We start from the raw sequence: 17,063 nt of genomic DNA on the forward strand, positions 1-17,063 counted from the left end.
CTGCTCAGGTGATCGAGATCGGTCCTGGCCTGGACCACCAGGCATGGTTCCACCCTGTCCCTCGGCCGGGAGTCAGCCGCACCGGGGTGCGCCCACCCGTTCGGGAGGTGGTCGTCGCCGATGTCCGTTCGTGGCTGGATGTCGATCCGTTGTGCCCTGGCCGGACCTCGGCCGGGGAATGTGTGCCCATAGGACTCCGGACAGTCGGCGCACCACGTAGCATCTGTATGCATAGCGCAGTGGCGCAGTGCCGGAGGCCGAACCTGCGGACGGCGCCGGCTCGCCTCCGTCGACGGGGTGTGACACATCGACCTGAATAAGCTGACTACCTGGGCGGATACCGGGCCCTGGGGGTTGGAAGGTGAAGCGTGACAGCCGTCCCTCGCGGACGCGTGTTCACTGGCACCGGCACGTGCAGCAGCAGGAGTACGTGCACCGGCGTCTGCACTCCATTCTATGGTCAGGCCTGCGCGGCACTGTCCGCTCGTCCGGTCGTGCCCGGTCGGGATGGCTAGGCGGGTGTCGAACATGAGGGTGAACGCCTCGGTGGTCACACCAGCGGATTTCCCGGGCACGCCGGCGGGTGCGATCGTCTCGGTGGCCTGGCGTCTGGAGGGCGCCGGCCCGGTGATCGGCGGCCTGCTGCCGCGCGGGCATCCCGACGGCGGCACCCTGGGTAAGCGGATCCTGCGCGGCGAGCGGGTCTGGGCCGCTGATCTGCATCCCTGGGACCAGGAGATCTCCGCCGAGGCCAGCCTCGTCGAGCCAGGCCCCCCCGGCAGCCCGGCGCGGATAGTCGTCCATGGGCCGGGCGGCGACATCGTCGGCTACCTGGACCAGCCGAGGCTTCCGTCCGGGCGGCTGGCCCGGATCACGACCGGGCTGCGTCGTGACGCGCGGCAGATCCGGATCCGGGCGGGCGGGCGGGTCTGGTGGGTGCGGGCGACGGACATGTTCGGCGTGCGGGTGATGCGGGACGCCGACACCGTGGTCTACGCGACACGAGGTCTGCACGCCGAGTTCGGCTCGGCAGCCGACCCGCTGGACGTCAGCATCGTGCTGCTGACGCTCGCGTCCATCCCGAGCTCCGCCTACGCGCCCATCCTGGGCTTCTGACCGCGGGGTCGGCGGGCCCCGCGGTCAGGCAGTCAGGCGCTGACGACCCGGCGGCCCTCGAAGGCGCGACCGAGCGTCACCTCGTCGGCCCACTCGAGGTCGCCGCCCATGGGCAGCCCGCTCGCGAGCCGGGTGACCGTGAGACCCATCGGCGCGATCTGGCGTGCCAGATAGGACGCCGTGACCTCACCCTCCGTGTTCGGGTCCGTAGCAAGGATGATCTCGGTGACGACCCCGTCCGCGAGCCGGGCCACCAGCTCGCGGATGTGCAGGTCATCCGGCCCCACGCCACCGATCGGGTTGATCGCTCCGCCGAGCACGTGGTATCTGCCGCGGAACTCGCGGGTCCGCTCGATCGCGACGACGTCCTTCGACTCCTCGACGACACAGATGGCCGCCGGATCACGACGCGGATCCGTACAGATCCGGCACAGCTCGGACTGGGCCACGTTGAAGCAGGTCCGGCAGAACCGGACCTTCTCCTTGAGCTCGTTCAGCGCGTGGACCAGCCGGCGGACGTCGGCCGGGTCCGCCGCGAGCAGATGGAACGCAATGCGCTGCGCGCTCTTCGGCCCGATGCCGGGAAGCTGGCCCAGCTCGTCGATCACGTCCTGGACGACGCCTTCGTACACGGCGGCGGCTGACTCAGCCGAGCCCGGGAATACCCAGGCCGCCCAGCGTGCCCCCACCGGGCAGGGCACCGGGCGCCGGCGCTCCGGCACCGAGACCGCCGCCGAGCCCACCCAGCCCGCCGAGCCCACCCAGCGCGCCGCCGAGGCCGCCGGTGGCTGCGCTCATCTTCTCGGCCGCGAGCCGGTGCGCGTTGGTGGTGGCGTCCCGCACCGCGGCGAGGACGAGGTCGGCGAGGGTCTCGGTGTCGTCCGGATCCACCGCCGCCGGCTCGATCACGAGATCGACCAGCTCGCCGCCGCCGTTCACGGTCGCGACGACGAGCTCACCGCCGGCCGAGCCGGTGACACGGGTCTCGGCCAGTTCCTGCTGGGCGTTGAACAGCGCGGCCTGCATCCGCTGCGCCTGCTCGAGAATGTGCCCCAGGTTGGCCCCGCCCCCGGCGGGGATCTGTGGGTTCGACATGACCGTGAGCCTACGTGGCCCCGGATGGAGATCCGAGGGCAGCCGATGCCCGGATTCGGCCGGTCAGCCCGCCTGCTCGATCACCGTGGCACCGAGGCTCGTGCGGAGCAGGGCCATCGCGGCCTCCTCGCCGCCTCGGGCGCCACCGAGGTGGGTGGGTGCGTCCTCGTCGTCGAGGGAGACCTCATCCACCACCGGGGTGTCGCCGACGGCGCCGGCCACCGTTGCTCCGCCCGCCACCCGGTGACCCACGCCGGTCGCCGCGCTCGCCGTCGCGGAGCCAGGCCCGCGGCCAGGTGTGCCCTGCCCGGCCCTGGCGGTCATCACCGCCGCCCGGGCCGCCGCGGCACCGCCGCCGCCACCGCCACCGCCCGGGCGGACCCCGGCTTCCTGCATCGGCCCTGGCCCGGCTTCCGGCGCCGCGCCCTGCCCTGGTACCTGGCCCATCCCGGGGCCTGGTGCCGGCGGGCCACCCGCGGTCACCACGGCACCGGCTCTCACGACGGTGCGCGGCCCGGCTGTCTGAACACCACCGGTGCCGGGCACGCCTACCGCGGCGGAGGTGTCAGCGACGGTGGGTGTGGGGGGCATCGCCGTGTGCGCCCGCGGCCCGCCTCCGCCCCCGGCCTGGTCGGTGACAGGCCCGGACCACCCGCTCGCGGAACCGACGCCGTTCGTCGGCCCACCCGGGCCGTCCCCGTTCCCCGGAACGGGGACGGGGACGGGGACGGCAGGGCTGGATACCGCGCCGTTGTAGGGGCCGCCGGGTGACCCGCCGCCGGGCTGCCCGACCGCCGCCATCTGCGACATGTAGCCAGGGCCCGACCCGTTTCCGTTTCCGTTCCCGTACTCGACCGGCGCAGGTGCGCCCTGCCCGCCGGGGCCGCCGTGAAAGTCCGGCCCGGAGCTGCGGCCGGGTCCGCCGGCGGCCGGCCGCCCGGTGCCGCCGGCCCCACCGGGAGGCGGCTGCGGACGCCCTCCCGACGGCCCGGGACCGCCACCGCCGATCGTGATCCGCCACGACCCACCGAACCTGTCCGCGATCGCGGCGGCCAGGATCTCGATGTTGTTTCCCTGACCGAACATCTTGGCCATCGCCGGCGCGGAGAACGCGATGACGACCTCGTCGCCGCGGACCTCGGTGACCGACGCGTAGTCCTTGAGGATCGCGTGGGTGCGGCGGCTGCGCCGGCCGGCGAACGCGAGCACCTCCTCCCACACCGCGGCGAGCCCCGCTGCGTCGAGACCGCCGACACCCGCCGCGGGCACCGGCCCGCGACCCCGCGGAGCCATGGACGCCACCGGCTGGGAGGGCGGCCCGCCCGCGGCCGGCAGGGGCGCGGGCGCGGAGGGCTGGCCCTGCGGCACGTAGGCGGCCCGCGCGGGCACCGGCGCCCCGTCGGCAGCGCCAGGGGAGTGGGGGCCGCCTGCGTACTCCCGGGCGCCGTCGACGCCCGCCGGGCCTGCCGGCGCCGCCGCACCGGCGGGGGCGGGCGCGGGACGACGCTCGAGCCGTTCGAGCCGAACGGCAAGCGCCGCCGGGTCCGCCGCGGCGCCGGGGAGCAGCGCGCGGGCCAGGATCAGTTCGAGCAGCAGCCGGGGGCTCGCCGTTCCGCGCATCTCGACGAGGCCGGTGTGCAGGACGTCGGCCGTGCGGGAGAGCTCCACCGGCCCGATGCGGCCCGCCTGGGCGCGCATCCGGTCGACCTGGTCGCTGGAGAACGACTCCAGCAGACCGCGCTCGGCGGCGTCGGGCACCGCGGCGACCACGATGAGATCACGGAGCCGGTCGAGCAGGTCCGTCGCGAACCGTCGCGGATCATGGCCGGACGAGACCACCCGGTCGACCACAGTGAACAGTGCGGCGCCGTCGCGCTCGGCCAGGGCGTCCACGGTCTCGTCGAGCAGGATCCCGTCGGTCATGCCCAGCAGCGCCACCGCGCGCTCGTAGCTGAGACCGCCCTCTCCGGCGCCGGCCAGCAGCTGGTCGAGGACGGACAGCGAATCCCGGACGGAGCCCGCTCCCGCCCGCACCACCAGCGGGAGCACCGCCGGGTCGACGACGACACCCTCCTGCTCGCAGATCGACTCCAGGTGATTGCGAAGGACACCGGGAGGCACCAGCCGGAAGGCGTAGTGATGCGTCCGGGACCGGATGGTGGCGATCACCTTGTCCGGCTCGGTGGTGGCGAAGACGAACTTCAGGTATGGCGGCGGCTCCTCGACCACCTTCAGCAGCGCGTTGAACGCCGCCGCGGTGACCATGTGCGCCTCGTCGACCACGAAGACCTTGAACCGTGCCGAGGCCGGTGCGAAGAAGGCGCGTTCCCGCAGGTCACGCGCATCATCGACGAGACCGTGCGAGGCGGCGTCGATCTCGGTGACGTCCATCGACGAACCGGTGCGGATCGAGACGCACTGGTCACACACCCCGCAGGGCTCCGGCGTCGGGCCCTTCTCACAGTTCAGCGACGCCGCCAGAATCCGGGCCGAGGAGGTCTTCCCGCAGCCTCGGGGGCCGCTGAACAGGTAGGCGTGGTGCAGCCGCCCGCTCCGCAGCGCGTGCCCGAGTGCGTCGGTGACGTGCTCCTGGCCGACCACCTGGGCGAAGGTGGCGGGCCGGTACCTGTTGTACAGCGCAGTGCTCACTCGTCTGCTCCGGATGCTCGCAAGGCTCGCCCGAACGAGGAGGACCCCCCGCACACCCGCCAGAGCCCGCTTACCCTTGCTGCCTTCCGGCCCTGGGGGAGTTCACGAGGGTAGCGCCGCACGAGGGGTCTGCTGGGCAGTCTAGCGGTCCACCGGCGATCATGGTGGCGGGGGTCCGGCGGCCGCCTGTGACCTCGTTCGCGCCCCCCGGCGCCCCGCTCCGCGCCACCGTCGGATAGGCTCCCCCACGGAGGATTCGCCTAGTGGCCTAGGGCGCACGCTTGGAAAGCGTGTTGGGGGCAACCCCTCGAGAGTTCGAATCTCTCATCCTCCGCCGTGATCTTCTTGGGTCCGCTGGCCTGCTCAGGCTCTTGACCAGGCGCAACGTGTCGGCCCCGTTCTCGCTCGACGCCTCCCCCGTCCTGCTGAGGACATGGTGCGGACGTCGTGTCGCACGCGGTACCGCAGCTGCGACCGTCTCGGCCGCTTTCTGGCCCGCCGAGCGCAACAGATGCGTGTAGAGCGTCCCCGCCCCCACCGGGTCCCGGTAGCGCACCCCGACGACCAGCTCGACGGCACCGGCTGCCGTGGGATGAGCGTGGCCGAATCCAGATCGACCTTCCGACGGAGCCCTTCTGCTCGGATGCCCCCACCGGGTCGTCGCTATCCGAATCCAAATGATTGCGATACGCTTCCATTGGGGGGATGTGAGCGATGTCCGGACTCCGTAGGGGTGTCGTCGCTGTACACGGCCTGTGGCGCCCGGGCGGCGCGGGTTGCCGGCCACGGGCTTTGAGGTCTGCCGTCGCCGTCGCCCTGACGCTGCTGGGGCTGGATGTTGCTTTCGCGGTGCTGCTGGACCTGCGCTCCGCCCGTGTCGCCACGGACCTCGTCTCCGTCGCCGCCCAGTTCGCCGCCGCGGCCGCCTGTTTCTGGACCGCCCGGTGGGTGGGCGGGGCGGAGCGCCGCTGGCGGGTGCTCGTCGGTCTCACCGCCACCGGAGCGATGCTCGCCAGCCTCGCGATCGTACCGACGTTGCTGGCCGGAGACCTGCCCCACAGGCAAGGCATGTCCCCGGGGTACGCCGTCTTCCTCTCCCTCTACGGGGTGGCCCTTGCCGGGCTGCTGTCCGTGCCCACCGACCCGGTGGATGACCGGGGCGGGAGTGCTGGCGGGCGGCGGCGCGGCGTCTACCGCTGGTATGCGATCACTCTGCTGGACTGCCTGCTGATCGCGGGCTCGCTCGTCCTGTTGCAGTGGGGGACGGTGCTCTCCGCGGTCGTCCAGACGGGCCCCGACATCAGACCGTTCCGGCTCGCCCTGACCCACCAGGGTGCCGGCCTGATCCTCGCCACCGCCGTCGTGCTGATCGCCAGCTTCCGCCGACCCCGCGCCCCCGCGACACTGGCACTGCTGGGCACTGGCCTGCTGGCCTACGGACTCACCACCAACATCATTTCCTACGTCGCCGCGGAGCACGGGTTCCACCTGCCGCCCTGGGGCCTGATCGGGTTCGCTTTCGCCTTCCTGCTGATCTTCCTTGCCGCGTTCGTCCCGGTCCCGACCCGCACGCCCTCCGAGGGCCCCGCCCCGCCCAGCCCGCGGGTGATGTGGGCACACGCCGCGCTGCCCTACGCCGCGCTCACCGCCGCGGGCCTGCTGATCCTGGGCAAGCTGGCCACCGGTGCCCGCCTCGACTGGTTCGAGACCTACGGGATGATCACACTGCTGGTGCTCGCCCTGCTCCGGCAGATGGTCACCCTCGCCGAGAACACCCGGCTGCTCGCCGAGATCCGGGAACGCGAACGGCAACTGCACCACCAGGCGTTCCACGACCCGCTGACCGGCCTGGCGAACCGGGCACTGTTCACCCGCCGGCTGCAACGAGCCCTCACCCAGGGCACCGACAGCGACGCCACCAACGCTCCCGCCGACGGCACGGTGTCTGTCCTGTTCCTGGACCTCGACGGCTTCAAACGGGTCAACGACGCCTTCGGCCACGCCATCGGTGACGAACTCCTCCAGATCAGCGCCGACCGGCTACGCGCGGAAACCCGCGCCATCGACACCGTCGCCCGCCTCGGCGGCGACGAGTTCGGCGTCATCCTCGACGGCGGCGGCCCCGACGACCCCCGCCGTATCGGCGAACGGCTCGCCACCGCCATCCAGGCCCCCTGCCTGCTGGCGGGGCGGCCCTACACCCCCCATGCCAGTCTCGGCCTGGTCACCCTCGACAGCGCCGCCCACCGACCCGCCACTCCCGACATCCTGATCCACCAGGCCGACCTGGCCATGTACGCCGCCAAACGGGAACAAGCCGGCGGACTCGTCATCTACGAACCCGAGATACCCACCCCCACCCACCGCCCCGGCCGCCCTGGGCAGTCATAGACAGCCAACGCGCTGGCGCAGGCGCTGCTACGCCGGTCGCGGCCAGATCCGGAGCAGGCCGCGGACGCCGCATCCCGGGCCCACAGGCGGGCACTGCCAGCAGGGAGCAGCGGATGACCATCGTGTTCGGCCAGCCAGACACCCACGGTGTTCCGACCGTGCTGACGCCGCGGCTGGTGCTGCGCGGCTGGCGTGCGGACGACGTCCCTGCCTACCTGGAGATCGTGACCGGGGAAGGGATGGCCGACCACACTCCCCAGCCGAAGATGGAGGCCGCCGCCTGGTCGCAGACCGCGTTTCAGACCGGGCGCTGGGCCCTGCGCGGGTACGAAGGTGCTGGCCGCTGACATCCTCAGGCACTGGGAGACCCGCTCGGGACGACCGGAACCCACGCGGCGGGTCGCCCGTCGTGTACTGGGCGGTCGCCGACCTGGATGCCGTCCGCGGACAGCTCCTCGACGCCGGCTGCCTCCACCACCGCGGGCCGCTCACGGTCGCGGAGGGGCGGCGAATCTGCCAGGTCGTCGATCCCTTCGGGGCAGTCATCGGCCTCGAAGGGCCTTGAGGCGATCGGCGGGCTCGGCCACACCGCCCAGGCCGCGACCAACCATGACCAGGCTGACGACGCCCATGACCTGGGCAATCACTGCGGCGGACCATCCAAGTGCCGAGGCGCCCACCGCTCCTGGCGGACCAGCCAGGTCCTCCACGGCAGCCCACGCCCCGCCACGGCCGTCTGGTCGCCGCATCGTCGGTCCTGCGACCATTGGTAAGGAGTATGACACCAAGAGTATGGTCTCTTGTATGGCAACGAAGAAGATCACGGTGACGATTCCCGAGGATCTCCTGGACGAGATCCGCGCGGAGGCGGCAGAGCGGGGCCTGTCGGCGTACGTCGCTGACGCGCTGCGCTTCAAGCGCGACCGGGACCGGCTCCTCGAACTGGTCGACTGGCTGCAGGAAGAACACGGCCCCGTCGCCGAGGACGAGCGTGCGGCGGCGCTCGACGAGTTGGAGGATCTCGACGCCGAACATGAGCGGCGCCGTGCCGCCGGGCAGAACAACGCCGGAGAGGCGGCGTGAAGGAGCGGACCGGTGAGTACGGGCAGCGCCCGCTCCGTGTCTTCGTACTGGACTGTGAAGCACTGTCCCTCGCGGTACGCGGCGATCGGAAGATGATCGCCTGGCTCGACCTCGCGGCGCGAGGGGAGGCCGAGGTGGTGACCTCTCCGATGACACTGGTCGAGGCGTACGACGGCAGAACGACCGAACAGCGCTGGGACTGGGTACTGTCCCGGCTTCAGGTCGTCGACATCGGGAAGGACGAGGCCCGCCAGGCGCGCCGACTTCTGGCCAACGCCAGGTTGCACGGCCACAAGTACGCGATCGATGCCGTGCTCGCCGTCATCGCGCGACAGCAGAGGGGACAGGTCACCGTCTTCACGTCGGACGTCGACGACCTGGAGAAGCTGGTTCCGGACACGATCGTCGTCAAGAAGGTGTGACCGGCCCGCGGTGGTCTCAGTGCTGGTCTCATGCACCCACGTCCAGCACCGTCCGGAACCCCACCATCACCCGCTCCGCCGCAGGCCAGACCGACGCCAGCACGACGCCCGCAGGATGGTGGCGATGCTCGGGAAGGGAGGGGTGGCCGTGGCCGCGCTGGAAGTGGGTGGGCGTGCCGCAGCCGGTCAGCGCCTCGGTTGGTCGTCAGCGTTTGACGGGGTGGTCGGCCGTCTCGCGGAGGGTGGCGAGGCGGGCGCGGTACTCCTGTTCGTCGATCTCACCGCGGGCGAAGCGGTCGGCCAGGACCTGCTCGGGGGACAGCCCGGTGGGTCCCCCGGTTTCCGCAGGCCCGGCGGGTGGCCGCACCGGGGGACGAGCGCGGTCGCCGGCGTGGGCCAGTGCCCGTACCACCAGCACCGCCCCGATGATGAGCACAGCCCAGAACAGCAGCATGCCCAGGGACATGGCGAACCAGCCCCAGCCGTTCATGCCGTGGCCGTCATGCCAGTACATCATCACTGCCACCTTCCGGAGTGAGTGGACGGACGGCCCGAATCGGATCCCGCTCCGCACTCCCTCCCACCTCCAGGGTGCGGCGACTCGCGCGAGAGCGCAGGTGCTGGACGACCCGCGGCCACCGGGCGGTCCGGACCCGGACCGTGGGGGCTTCAGCTGGATATCTTCGGGGTGTCTCGGCGGGATGGGGAGATGGGCGCTGCCGTGGTGGCCGGGGCGTCGACCTGTGCGGTGAAGCGGCGCAGGCGCAGGCTGTTGGCGACGACGAACACCGAGCTGAACGCCATGGAGGCACCGGCGATCATCGGGTTGAGCAGGCCTGCCGCGGCCAGGGGCAGCGCCGCGAGGTTGTAGGCGAATGCCCAGAACAGGTTGCCCTTGATGGTCGCCAGGGTGCGGCGGGAGAGCCGGATCGCGTCGACAGCGGCCCGCAGGTCGCCGCGGACGAGAGTGAGATCGCTGGCCTCGATGGCGACGTCGGTGCCGGTGCCCATGGCGAGGCCGAGGTCGGCCTGGGCGAGGGCGGGGGCGTCGTTGACGCCGTCGCCGACCATCGCGACGACCTTGCCCTCGGCCTGCAGGCGCCTGACCACGTCGACCTTGTCGGCCGGCAGCACCTCCGCGATGAGGGTGCCCGGGCCGGTCTCGATGCCGACCTCTGCCGCGACCGTGCGGGCGACGGCCGTGTTGTCGCCGGTGAGCAGCACGGGGGTGAGCCCCAGCCGGCGGAGCTGGGCGACGGCCTGGGCCGAGGTGGGTTTCACGACGTCCGCGACGACGAGGACGGCGCGGGCCTTCCCGTCCCAGGCGACGCCGACGGCGGTGCGGCCGGCCGCCTCGGCGGTGGTCCTGGCCGTGGTGAGGTCGGGCGGCAGCGGCTGGCTCCACTTCTCCAGGAGAGCCGCCCGCCCGATGAGGACGGCGTGCCCGTCGACGACCCCCTGGACACCGAGTCCTTCGAGGTTGCTGAACTGCTCGACGTCGGGCAGGTCGCCGACCCGTTCGCGGGCGCCGCGGGCGACCGCGGCGGCGATCGGGTGTTCGGACGCGTTCTCCAACGCTCCGGCGAGCCGCAGCATCTCGGTCTCGTCGACGCCGGCGGCGACGTGGATCTCGACCAGGTTCATGCGTCCCGTGGTGACGGTGCCGGTCTTGTCGAGCACGATCGTGTCGACGCGTCGGGTGGATTCGAGTACTTCGGGGCCCTTGATGAGGATGCCGAGCTGCGCTCCCCGGCCTGTTCCGACCAGCAGCGCCGTCGGGGTGGCCAGCCCGAGGGCACACGGGCAGGCGATGATCAGCACGGCGACCGCGGCGGTGAACGCGGCGGCCGGGCCGGCGCCCGCGCCGAGCCAGAAGGCCAGGGTGGCCGCGGCCAGGGTGATGACGACCGGCACGAACACGCCGGAGATCCGGTCGGCGAGCCGCTGCGCGGCGGCCTTGCCGTTCTGGGCGTCCTCGACGAGCCGGGCCATCTGGGCCAGCTGGGTGTCGGCGCCGACCCGGGTGGCGCGTACGACCAGTCGCCCGCCGGCGTTCACCGTCGCTCCGGTGACGGAGTCGCCCGGGGCGACCTCCACGGGGACGGACTCGCCGGTCAGCATCGAGGCGTCGACGGCCGAGGAGCCTTCGTCGACCACACCGTCGGTGGCGATCCGCTCGCCGGGCCGGACGACGAACCGCTCGCCGACGGCCAGCTGCCCGATCGGGAGCCGGACCTCCGTGCCGTCCCGCAGGACCGCCACGTCCTTGGCACCGAGCTCGAGCAGCGCGCGCAGCGCGGCGCCGGCCTGCCGCCTGGCCCGCGCCTCGAAGTAGCGGCCGGCGAGGATGAAGGTGGTGACTCCGGCCGCGACTTCCAGGTAGATGTTGCCGGTGCCGTCGCCGCGGGCGATCGTCAGCTCGAACGGGTGCGTCATCCCCGGCGTCCCGGCTGTGCCGAACTGCAGCGCGTACAACGACCAGCCGAACGCCGCACCGACCCCGATCGAGATCAGCGTGTCCATCGTCGCGGCGCCGTGTCGCAGGTTCGTCCAGGCGGCGCGGTGGAAGGGCCAGGCGGCCCAGGTCACGACGGGGCTCGCCAGGGCGAGCGAGAACCACTGCCAGTTCGTGAACTGCAGCGCTGGGACCATCGCCAGCACGATGACCGGAACCGCGAGCACGATGCTGGTGACCAGGCGGTGGCGCAGTGGTCGAGCCGGATCGGGTTCGGAGCCCGCCACACCCGCTGCCGCTGCCGATTCCAGGCCCGCGGCCGGTGGTCGGGGCAGTTCGGCGGTGTAGCCGGCTGCCTGCACCTGGGCGACCAGCACGGCCGGGTCGACGCCCTCGGGGGCGCTCACCCGGGCCTTCTCAGTGGCGTAGTTGACGGTGGCGGTGACGCCGTCGAGCTTGTTCAGCCTGCGTTCGATCCGGTTGGCGCAGGAGGCACAGGTCATCCCGCCGATCGCGAGCTCGATCTCGGTGACCGGGGCGTCGGTGGCGTGCGCCGTGGTGGTGGTGTCGGTTGTGGTTGTGGTTGTGGTTGTGGCGGTGGCGCTCATGCCGGTCGATGTCTCCTCTCGCGATCAGTGTCCATGGCCGTCGTCGGCGTGCCCCGCCGCGGGCGATGCCGTGGGCGATGTCGTGGGCGATGCGGTGGCGGCGTCCGGCACGGCCGGTCCGGTGGGCACCGTGAACTCCGCTGTGCGGACGACTCCGTCGTGCCGGAAGTCGAGGAACAGCCGGTAGCGGCCTTCGGTCGGCACATCGGCCACGAACGGGATGTCCGGGCCGGCCGACGTTTCCTCACCGTCTGGATGTACGTGCAGGTAGGCCAGGTCGCCCTCACGCAGCGCCACCAGGTGCCCGTGGGCGCCGAGGTAGGGCTCCAGGTCCGTCACCGGCCGTCCGTCCCTGCGAACCGTCAGGGTGAGCGGCGACGCCTGCCCGCCGACCAGGTCACCGGCGAGAGTCACCTCGTAGCCGTCCACCGAAGCGCTGCGTGTCGGCAGGTGGGTGATCGGCTCGAACAGGCCCGGGGCGGTCAGGTCGACGCCCAGGGTGGTGGCCGCGGCGCCGGTGGGGGTGAAGTCCGCGAACGCCCGGTAGGAACCGGCTGTGCGCACCGGCAGGGGAACGGACCAGGTCCCGTCGGGCGCCATCGTCGGATGGAGGTGCTGGAACGCGCTGCCGTCACGGCGCACCACGATCAGGTGCATCCGCCTGTCGTGCTCGACGTCGAAGGCGGTGACGGTTTCCCCGCCGGGCCCGGTGATCCGGAACGTGAAGTCGTCCGTGTCATCCAGTGACAAGGTCGACACGGTGGGCGTGAAGGTGTAGCCGCTCAGGCTCGACGCCAACCCGCCCGGCAGGTCCGGGTCGTTGTCCGGGTCGTTGTCCGAGGCGTCATCCGGGGCGGTGCCGCCGTGGCCGTCCCCGTGGCCGGTGCCGCCGGTGTCGGAGCTGTGCTCCGGGCTGGCGGTGACCGCGTCCAACGGACCGACCGCCGCGCCGACGCCGTAGGCGCCGCCGATGACCAGGGCGAGCGCTGCGCCGAAGGCGGACAGTCTCGTGATCGTGTTCATTCGCGTTCCCTTCTCTCCCCTCTCGCGGGGCCTGGCCGTGGGCCGCGTCCCGCAGGGGCGCCGGCCTCAGCCGACGAGCTGGTAGCCGGCCTCCTCGACCGCGGTGCGCACCTTGGCCGGATCGAGCTCCTGGCCGCTGGTCACGGTGACCGCGCCGGAGCCCAGGTCCACGGCCACGTCGGTGACGCCGGCGATCTCGCCGAGTTCCTCGGTGACCGAGGCGACGCAGTGGGCGCAGGTCATGCCCGTGACCGTGTAAGTGATCTCGCTCATCAGAGGTCCTCTCCCAAGGCTGGACGCTTCAGGGGCTGGGGCGATGCGCCGGAACCCCGACGCATTCAAACCATACCCCCGGGGGGTATCCAGGGGAAGGGTGGGGGCCGGGGAAGAGTGGGAACTCGGACTCAGTCGTCGTGAGGTGCGGTGCCCGGAGAATGGGCGTGGCCCGACGTGGGCTGGGGCTGCTGCTCCGGCTCGCGGCTCTCACCCGCCACCGGCGGTGTGGGAGTCACCCCGCCCTCGCCGCCGGCGGGTGTCGCCGGATGCTCCTCGCCATCACTGTGGGGATGCGGGACGGACTCCTCTGTCACCTCGTGGCCGTGGCCATGGCTGTGCGAACCGGCGAGTTCCACGGCGGGCAGCGCGAGACCGGTGACCCCGGCGCCGGCGGCACCGATCACGACGGCCGCGCTGAACGAGGAGCGGAACCCGCGCGTGTGCCGGGACCACAGGCTCCACAGCACGAGGACGCAGACCGCTGCCTCGAACGCGACCGTGGTGAGGTCGACTCTGTCGACCTGTTCGGGCAGGCCGGAGTGGGGGCCGACGGGCAGCCCGGAGGTCCGGCTGACCGCCCACAACAGGATCGACCCGGTGTTGACCAGTAGGCCCGCCGCCATCGTCGGCAGGCTGGCCGTCCGCATCACGGCGAGGGCCCAGCCCACCTGGAAGATCGCGGTCGCGAAGAAGAACACCCCTGACAGCGGCCAGTCCCCGAAGTGGCTCGGCGCGACGGCGAGATGGGTGGCGGCGGCGCCGAGCGAGGCGAACGACGCCGTGATCCTGCCTGCCCCGAGGTCGGTCATGATCCGAGGAGCGGCTCGCTCGTACCCGTACCGGGTATCCGAACCAGGCCGCTCGGAACCAGGCCGCTCGGAGGCCGTCCCCGGCCGGCGGGGTGGCCTCCTGGTCGGGGTCGCGTTGCGGGCGGCGTGGCGCCCCGGCCGGCGGATCACAAGTGGTGCGGTGGGTGCACCGTCCACGGCCCGTCTCATGTGGTCAGGCGGGACGGCGCGGTAGTCGTACGGGCCGGTGGGCGGTGCCGTGTCGATGGGCCACTCCCCGGCCGAACGCCCGTGGTGTCGTCCACCCGGAGCTTCGTCCGCGGCGGCGTGCCGCCGGCTCGTGTGTCCGTTGCTCAGGTCCGTCAGATCCGTCAGGTCCGTTCCGCCCGTCAAATCCGTCACGGCAGCGGCGCGGCCCGGTAGCCGAGATCTTCGATCACCCTGACCACGTCCTGCGGCCTGTTCTGGCTGAGGTCGAGCTCGACCGTGGTGCGCCCCTGCCTGAGCGTGGTCCGGGTGCTGCGCACGCCTGGCAGGTCCTCCAGCGCGTCGTCGATGAGCAGCGAGCAGCTGCCGCAGTGCATTCCCTCGACGCGGAACGTGTGTGTGGTGACGGGCACCGTGGGTACTCCGTTCTCCTTGTTCGATCGAAGCGGACGCGGTCGGACGGCGGGACGCGGACGTGGTCGGACGACGGTGATGGTGTGGTCAGACGACGGTGATGGTGTGGTCAGACGACGGTGATGAGGCCGGTGTACATGCCCATGCCGCACGCGTAGCGCAGCCGGCCGGGCTCCAGGACGCCCAGGTCGATCGTCGTGTCGCCCTGGGCCGGCAGGATCTCCTCGACGTCGCGGTCGGGGATGACGAAGGACTGGATGCAGCCCCGCACGTCGTCCGAGTGCACGATCAGCGTGGTGGGCACGCCGGCCCGCACCTGGACGTTGCCCGGGCTGTAGGAGTCGGCGCGCGCGGTGATCTCCACGGTCTGGCGGCCCTCGGTGGTCGAGGCTGCTGCCGTGTCGGCCGCCGGCGGCCGGGCGAGACCGAGGGATTCGGCGAGCCGGCCGGCGGCCAGGGGCGAGCCGGCGAGCTGCAGGCCGCCGTTGAGGGTGTAGAGCCCCATCGCCAGCACGACCAGCCCGGTGACCACGGCCAGCCGGCTGCGCCATGCGGTCGCGGCCCTGCGGGCGGCGTAGCCGAGGACGGCGAACAGCGGGCCGGTGCCGAGGACGAACACCCCCATCGTGGCCGCGCCCGCCAGCGCGGACCCGGACGCGAGTGCCAGCGCCTCCACCGACAGCGTCACGCCGCACGGGATGAGCACGGTGGCCAGGCCGAGCAGCGCCGGTGCCAGGGCGGCCTGCGAGCGGGCGCGCCTGCGGACGATCTTCGTCCACGACGCGGGCGGTTCGACGACGACGCGGCGGAATCCGGGTACGCCCAGCTGGGCGAGACCGAACAGCACGATCAGCAGGCCGGCGCCGATCTGCAGCCAGGTGCGCGCGTCGACCGAGAGCTCCACCACGCTGCCGGCCGCTCCCAGCAAAGCCCCGAGCAGCACGTGCGAGACCAGCTTGCCGGCCAGGAACCCCCCGACCGGCGCGAGGTCGTCGCCGAGCCGCGTGTGCCAGTCCGGTTCCCTTCCCGCCTGCGGCGAGTACGCCCCCGGACGGGGCCGTGCGCGTTGGGCACGGGCCGAGTGGCGGCCTCGTGCAGGCGGGCGGCCGGGCAGCCGCGCCGATCCCGTCGCCGCGGCATGTTGCCGGGTGATCAGACCGGTCAGCAGCCCGCCCTGTACCGCGGCACAGGACACCCCGCCCGCGAAGAGGCCGGTCACGAGAACAGTTGCGAGATTCAACGAACCTCCGCGACGGCGGACGTGGGCCCGACTGCCTGTCGAAGGGAGCGCCGGGACCGGGGGCAGGATCGGCACGCGGTCCCGGCGCGAGTGGCCGAAGGCCAGGCTAAACCACTACTGCATGTAGTAGACAAACGGGTCGACGGTGACCGGAGGCGGTGCCCTGTGCCGCTGGCGGCGCAGGGCGGCGGCGACCGGAGCACTCGCTCCATCCAGTTCACGGCCGCCGAGACGGCGGAACTTCGTCGCGCGGACAGGTACGGTCCAACGACCCGAGGGGGCGAGTGGCCCGCACCATCTACTACGAAAGTTAGTAGATGGTGAAGGTCGGCGGTTCGTCGCTCTCGGTCCGTCTCCGGGCCAGGTCGCGGGCCAGGCGCGGTTGTTCGCGGGAGGAGCCGGTCATGTCTTCACGGGTGGACGACGGCCGGACGTCGACCGTGGTTCTGGAGGTCTCCGGGCTGCGGTGGGCGACGGAGAAGGCGCGCGTGGAGGCCATGCTGGGCCGGCGCCCAGGGGTGGTCGAGGTGGCGGCGAACCCGGTGGCGCAGACCGCGCTGGTCCGGTTCGACCCGGAACGGACCTCGACGGCGCAGCTGGCGGGCTGGATTCGCGACTGCGGGTACCACTGCGACGGACGGTCCGTTCCGGCGCACATCTGTGATCCCCTCGCCGAACCGGGGCGGCCCCCGGAAGCGGAGGTGGTGCTCATGCGCTCCGACCCGCTGGACGTTCCCGCCGCCCTGCTCGTCGGCCGCGCCACCGTCCGCAAGATGCGCCAGAACCTGGCCTGGGCCATCGGCTACAACACGGTCGCGTTGCCGATCGCCGCAGGTGCCTTCGAACCCGTCGTCGGGCTCACGCTACGACCCGAGATCGCCGCGCTGACCATGTCCGGGTCCAGCCTCCTGGTCGCCGTGAACGCCCTGCTGCTCAAACGACAGAAGCTGCCGAGGACGTCGGGCGGGCGGCAAGGTGTCGCAGCGGCCGATCTCGCCTGAGCCGAGGGCGGGTGGCCGACGAGCCCTCGAACGGAACATCCACTATGCAGCGTAGTAGTCGTCCTCCGGAATGTCGCTGCGCGGTGGCCTTGTCGTGCCCCTGCGACCAAGGAGCCCTGGGCATTCTCGCCAGGGGAGAAGGACTGATGGCTCCTCCTGGGAGGCACCTCGCACGCACCCATGGGCGAACGGTCGCGGCGTCGACAACTAGCCGCGGTAGTAGTCTGCGGGCGACGGCCGGGGAAGAGGTGACGTGACGCGCTGCGAAGCACCGGCACGACACGGCGGGCTCTGG

15 protein-coding genes, 1 tRNA gene, 1 other RNA gene and 2 pseudogenes are annotated in these 17,063 nt (G+C 72.2%); 8 read left to right on the plus strand and 11 right to left on the minus strand.

The annotated features are described in order from the left end of the window. Positions 1-528: 528 nt before the first annotated feature. A complete protein-coding gene (locus B207_RS0123400; protein ID WP_035741969.1) occupies positions 529-1,116 on the plus strand; it encodes a hypothetical protein in 588 nt (195 codons plus the stop codon). Positions 1,117-1,148: 32 nt separating this feature from the next. Here B207_RS0123400 and recR read toward each other — a convergent pair whose 3' ends face one another. From recR to ffs, 4 genes are all read right to left on the minus strand, one after another. Beyond that, positions 1,149-1,748 carry a recombination mediator RecR gene (gene recR / locus B207_RS0123405; protein ID WP_018639033.1) on the minus strand — a complete coding sequence of 200 codons (600 nt, stop codon included), beginning with the start codon at positions 1,746-1,748 and terminating at the stop codon, positions 1,149-1,151. Positions 1,749-1,761: 13 nt separating this feature from the next. Beyond that, on the minus strand, positions 1,762-2,211 hold the full coding sequence (locus B207_RS0123410) for a YbaB/EbfC family nucleoid-associated protein (RefSeq protein WP_018639034.1): 450 nt from the start codon (positions 2,209-2,211) through the stop codon (positions 1,762-1,764). Positions 2,212-2,274: 63 nt separating this feature from the next. Beyond that, positions 2,275-4,860, minus strand: a complete 2,586-nt coding sequence (locus B207_RS0123415) for a DNA polymerase III subunit gamma and tau (protein ID WP_018639035.1) — start codon at positions 4,858-4,860, stop codon at positions 2,275-2,277. A 36-nt stretch (positions 4,861-4,896) separates the two neighbouring features. Beyond that, an RNA gene (gene ffs, locus B207_RS37600) (signal recognition particle sRNA small type) lies at positions 4,897-4,993 on the minus strand. A gap of 116 nt (positions 4,994-5,109) precedes the next feature. On the opposite strand from ffs, the gene B207_RS0123420 reads away from it, so the two are divergent. From B207_RS0123420 to B207_RS0123445, 5 genes are all read left to right on the plus strand, one after another. Then, positions 5,110-5,194 (plus strand) — tRNA-Ser (locus tag B207_RS0123420). Positions 5,195-5,574: 380 nt separating this feature from the next. Beyond that, positions 5,575-7,251 carry a GGDEF domain-containing protein gene (locus tag B207_RS0123425; protein WP_026311368.1) on the plus strand — a complete coding sequence of 559 codons (1,677 nt, stop codon included), beginning with the start codon at positions 5,575-5,577 and terminating at the stop codon, positions 7,249-7,251. Positions 7,252-7,364: 113 nt separating this feature from the next. Beyond that, on the plus strand, positions 7,365-7,598 hold the full coding sequence (locus tag B207_RS0123430; protein ID WP_018639037.1) for a GNAT family N-acetyltransferase: 234 nt from the start codon (positions 7,365-7,367) through the stop codon (positions 7,596-7,598). A 457-nt stretch (positions 7,599-8,055) separates the two neighbouring features. Further along, the gene (locus B207_RS0123440) at positions 8,056-8,334 is read left to right on the plus strand and encodes a ribbon-helix-helix domain-containing protein (RefSeq protein ID WP_018639039.1); all 279 of its coding nucleotides are present in this window, start codon (positions 8,056-8,058) and stop codon (positions 8,332-8,334) included. Then, positions 8,331-8,756, plus strand: coding sequence for a PIN domain-containing protein (locus tag B207_RS0123445; RefSeq protein WP_018639040.1), 426 nt, complete (start codon positions 8,331-8,333; stop codon positions 8,754-8,756). The genes B207_RS0123440 and B207_RS0123445 overlap by 4 nt, the downstream gene beginning before the upstream one ends. A 205-nt stretch (positions 8,757-8,961) precedes the next feature. Here the strand turns inward: B207_RS0123445 and B207_RS0123450 are convergent, their stop codons facing one another. From B207_RS0123450 to B207_RS0123480, 7 genes are all read right to left on the minus strand, one after another. Continuing rightward, positions 8,962-9,273: an SHOCT domain-containing protein gene (locus B207_RS0123450; protein ID WP_018639041.1), complete on the minus strand. Its 312-nt coding sequence runs from the start codon at positions 9,271-9,273 to the stop codon at positions 8,962-8,964. Between the two features lie 152 nt (positions 9,274-9,425). Continuing rightward, positions 9,426-11,819: a heavy metal translocating P-type ATPase gene (locus B207_RS0123455; protein ID WP_018639042.1), complete on the minus strand. Its 2,394-nt coding sequence runs from the start codon at positions 11,817-11,819 to the stop codon at positions 9,426-9,428. Positions 11,820-11,843: 24 nt separating this feature from the next. After that, the gene (locus tag B207_RS0123460) at positions 11,844-12,842 is read right to left on the minus strand and encodes a hypothetical protein (RefSeq protein WP_018639043.1); all 999 of its coding nucleotides are present in this window, start codon (positions 12,840-12,842) and stop codon (positions 11,844-11,846) included. 66 nt (positions 12,843-12,908) lie between these two features. Further along, positions 12,909-13,115 (minus strand): heavy-metal-associated domain-containing protein, encoded by a 207-nt coding sequence (locus tag B207_RS0123465; RefSeq protein WP_018639044.1) that lies wholly within the window; start codon positions 13,113-13,115, stop codon positions 12,909-12,911. A gap of 131 nt (positions 13,116-13,246) precedes the next feature. Then, a complete protein-coding gene (locus tag B207_RS0123470; protein WP_018639045.1) occupies positions 13,247-13,927 on the minus strand; it encodes a hypothetical protein in 681 nt (226 codons plus the stop codon). A gap of 377 nt (positions 13,928-14,304) precedes the next feature. After that, complete coding sequence (locus B207_RS0123475) at positions 14,305-14,526, minus strand: heavy-metal-associated domain-containing protein (protein ID WP_018639046.1); 222 nt, start codon at positions 14,524-14,526, stop codon at positions 14,305-14,307. Positions 14,527-14,636: 110 nt separating this feature from the next. Next, positions 14,637-15,767 (minus strand): urease accessory protein UreH domain-containing protein, encoded by a 1,131-nt coding sequence (locus tag B207_RS0123480; protein ID WP_026311369.1) that lies wholly within the window; start codon positions 15,765-15,767, stop codon positions 14,637-14,639. A gap of 404 nt (positions 15,768-16,171) precedes the next feature. Here B207_RS0123480 and B207_RS43005 point away from each other — a divergent pair. Beyond that, a pseudogene (locus B207_RS43005) lies at positions 16,172-16,384 on the plus strand (cation transporter); the annotation flags it as partial. A gap of 78 nt (positions 16,385-16,462) precedes the next feature. After that, positions 16,463-16,768 (plus strand): annotated as a pseudogene (locus B207_RS43010) (ATPase P); the annotation flags it as partial. Positions 16,769-17,063: the final 295 nt, after the last annotated feature.

This window comes from Parafrankia elaeagni, from assembly GCF_000374165.1.
Lineage (GTDB): Bacteria > Actinomycetota > Actinomycetes > Frankiales > Frankiaceae > Parafrankia > Parafrankia elaeagni.

Bases quoted from the DNA above. Each gene is read 5' to 3' on its own strand.
- B207_RS0123400 (WP_035741969.1), top strand. From the start codon at position 529: ATGAGGGTGAACGCCTCGGTGGTCACACCAGCGGATTTCCCGGGCACG.
- B207_RS0123410 (WP_018639034.1), bottom strand. From the start codon at position 2,211: ATGTCGAACCCACAGATCCCCGCCGGGGGCGGGGCCAACCTGGGGCAC.
- B207_RS0123425 (WP_026311368.1), top strand. From the start codon at position 5,575: ATGTCCGGACTCCGTAGGGGTGTCGTCGCTGTACACGGCCTGTGGCGC.
- B207_RS0123430 (WP_018639037.1), top strand. From the start codon at position 7,365: ATGACCATCGTGTTCGGCCAGCCAGACACCCACGGTGTTCCGACCGTG.
- B207_RS0123440 (WP_018639039.1), top strand. From the start codon at position 8,056: ATGGCAACGAAGAAGATCACGGTGACGATTCCCGAGGATCTCCTGGAC.
- B207_RS0123450 (WP_018639041.1), bottom strand. From the start codon at position 9,273: ATGATGTACTGGCATGACGGCCACGGCATGAACGGCTGGGGCTGGTTC.
- B207_RS0123455 (WP_018639042.1), bottom strand. From the start codon at position 11,819: ATGAGCGCCACCGCCACAACCACAACCACAACCACAACCGACACCACC.
- B207_RS0123460 (WP_018639043.1), bottom strand. From the start codon at position 12,842: ATGAACACGATCACGAGACTGTCCGCCTTCGGCGCAGCGCTCGCCCTG.
- B207_RS0123465 (WP_018639044.1), bottom strand. From the start codon at position 13,115: ATGAGCGAGATCACTTACACGGTCACGGGCATGACCTGCGCCCACTGC.
- B207_RS0123470 (WP_018639045.1), bottom strand. From the start codon at position 13,927: ATGACCGACCTCGGGGCAGGCAGGATCACGGCGTCGTTCGCCTCGCTC.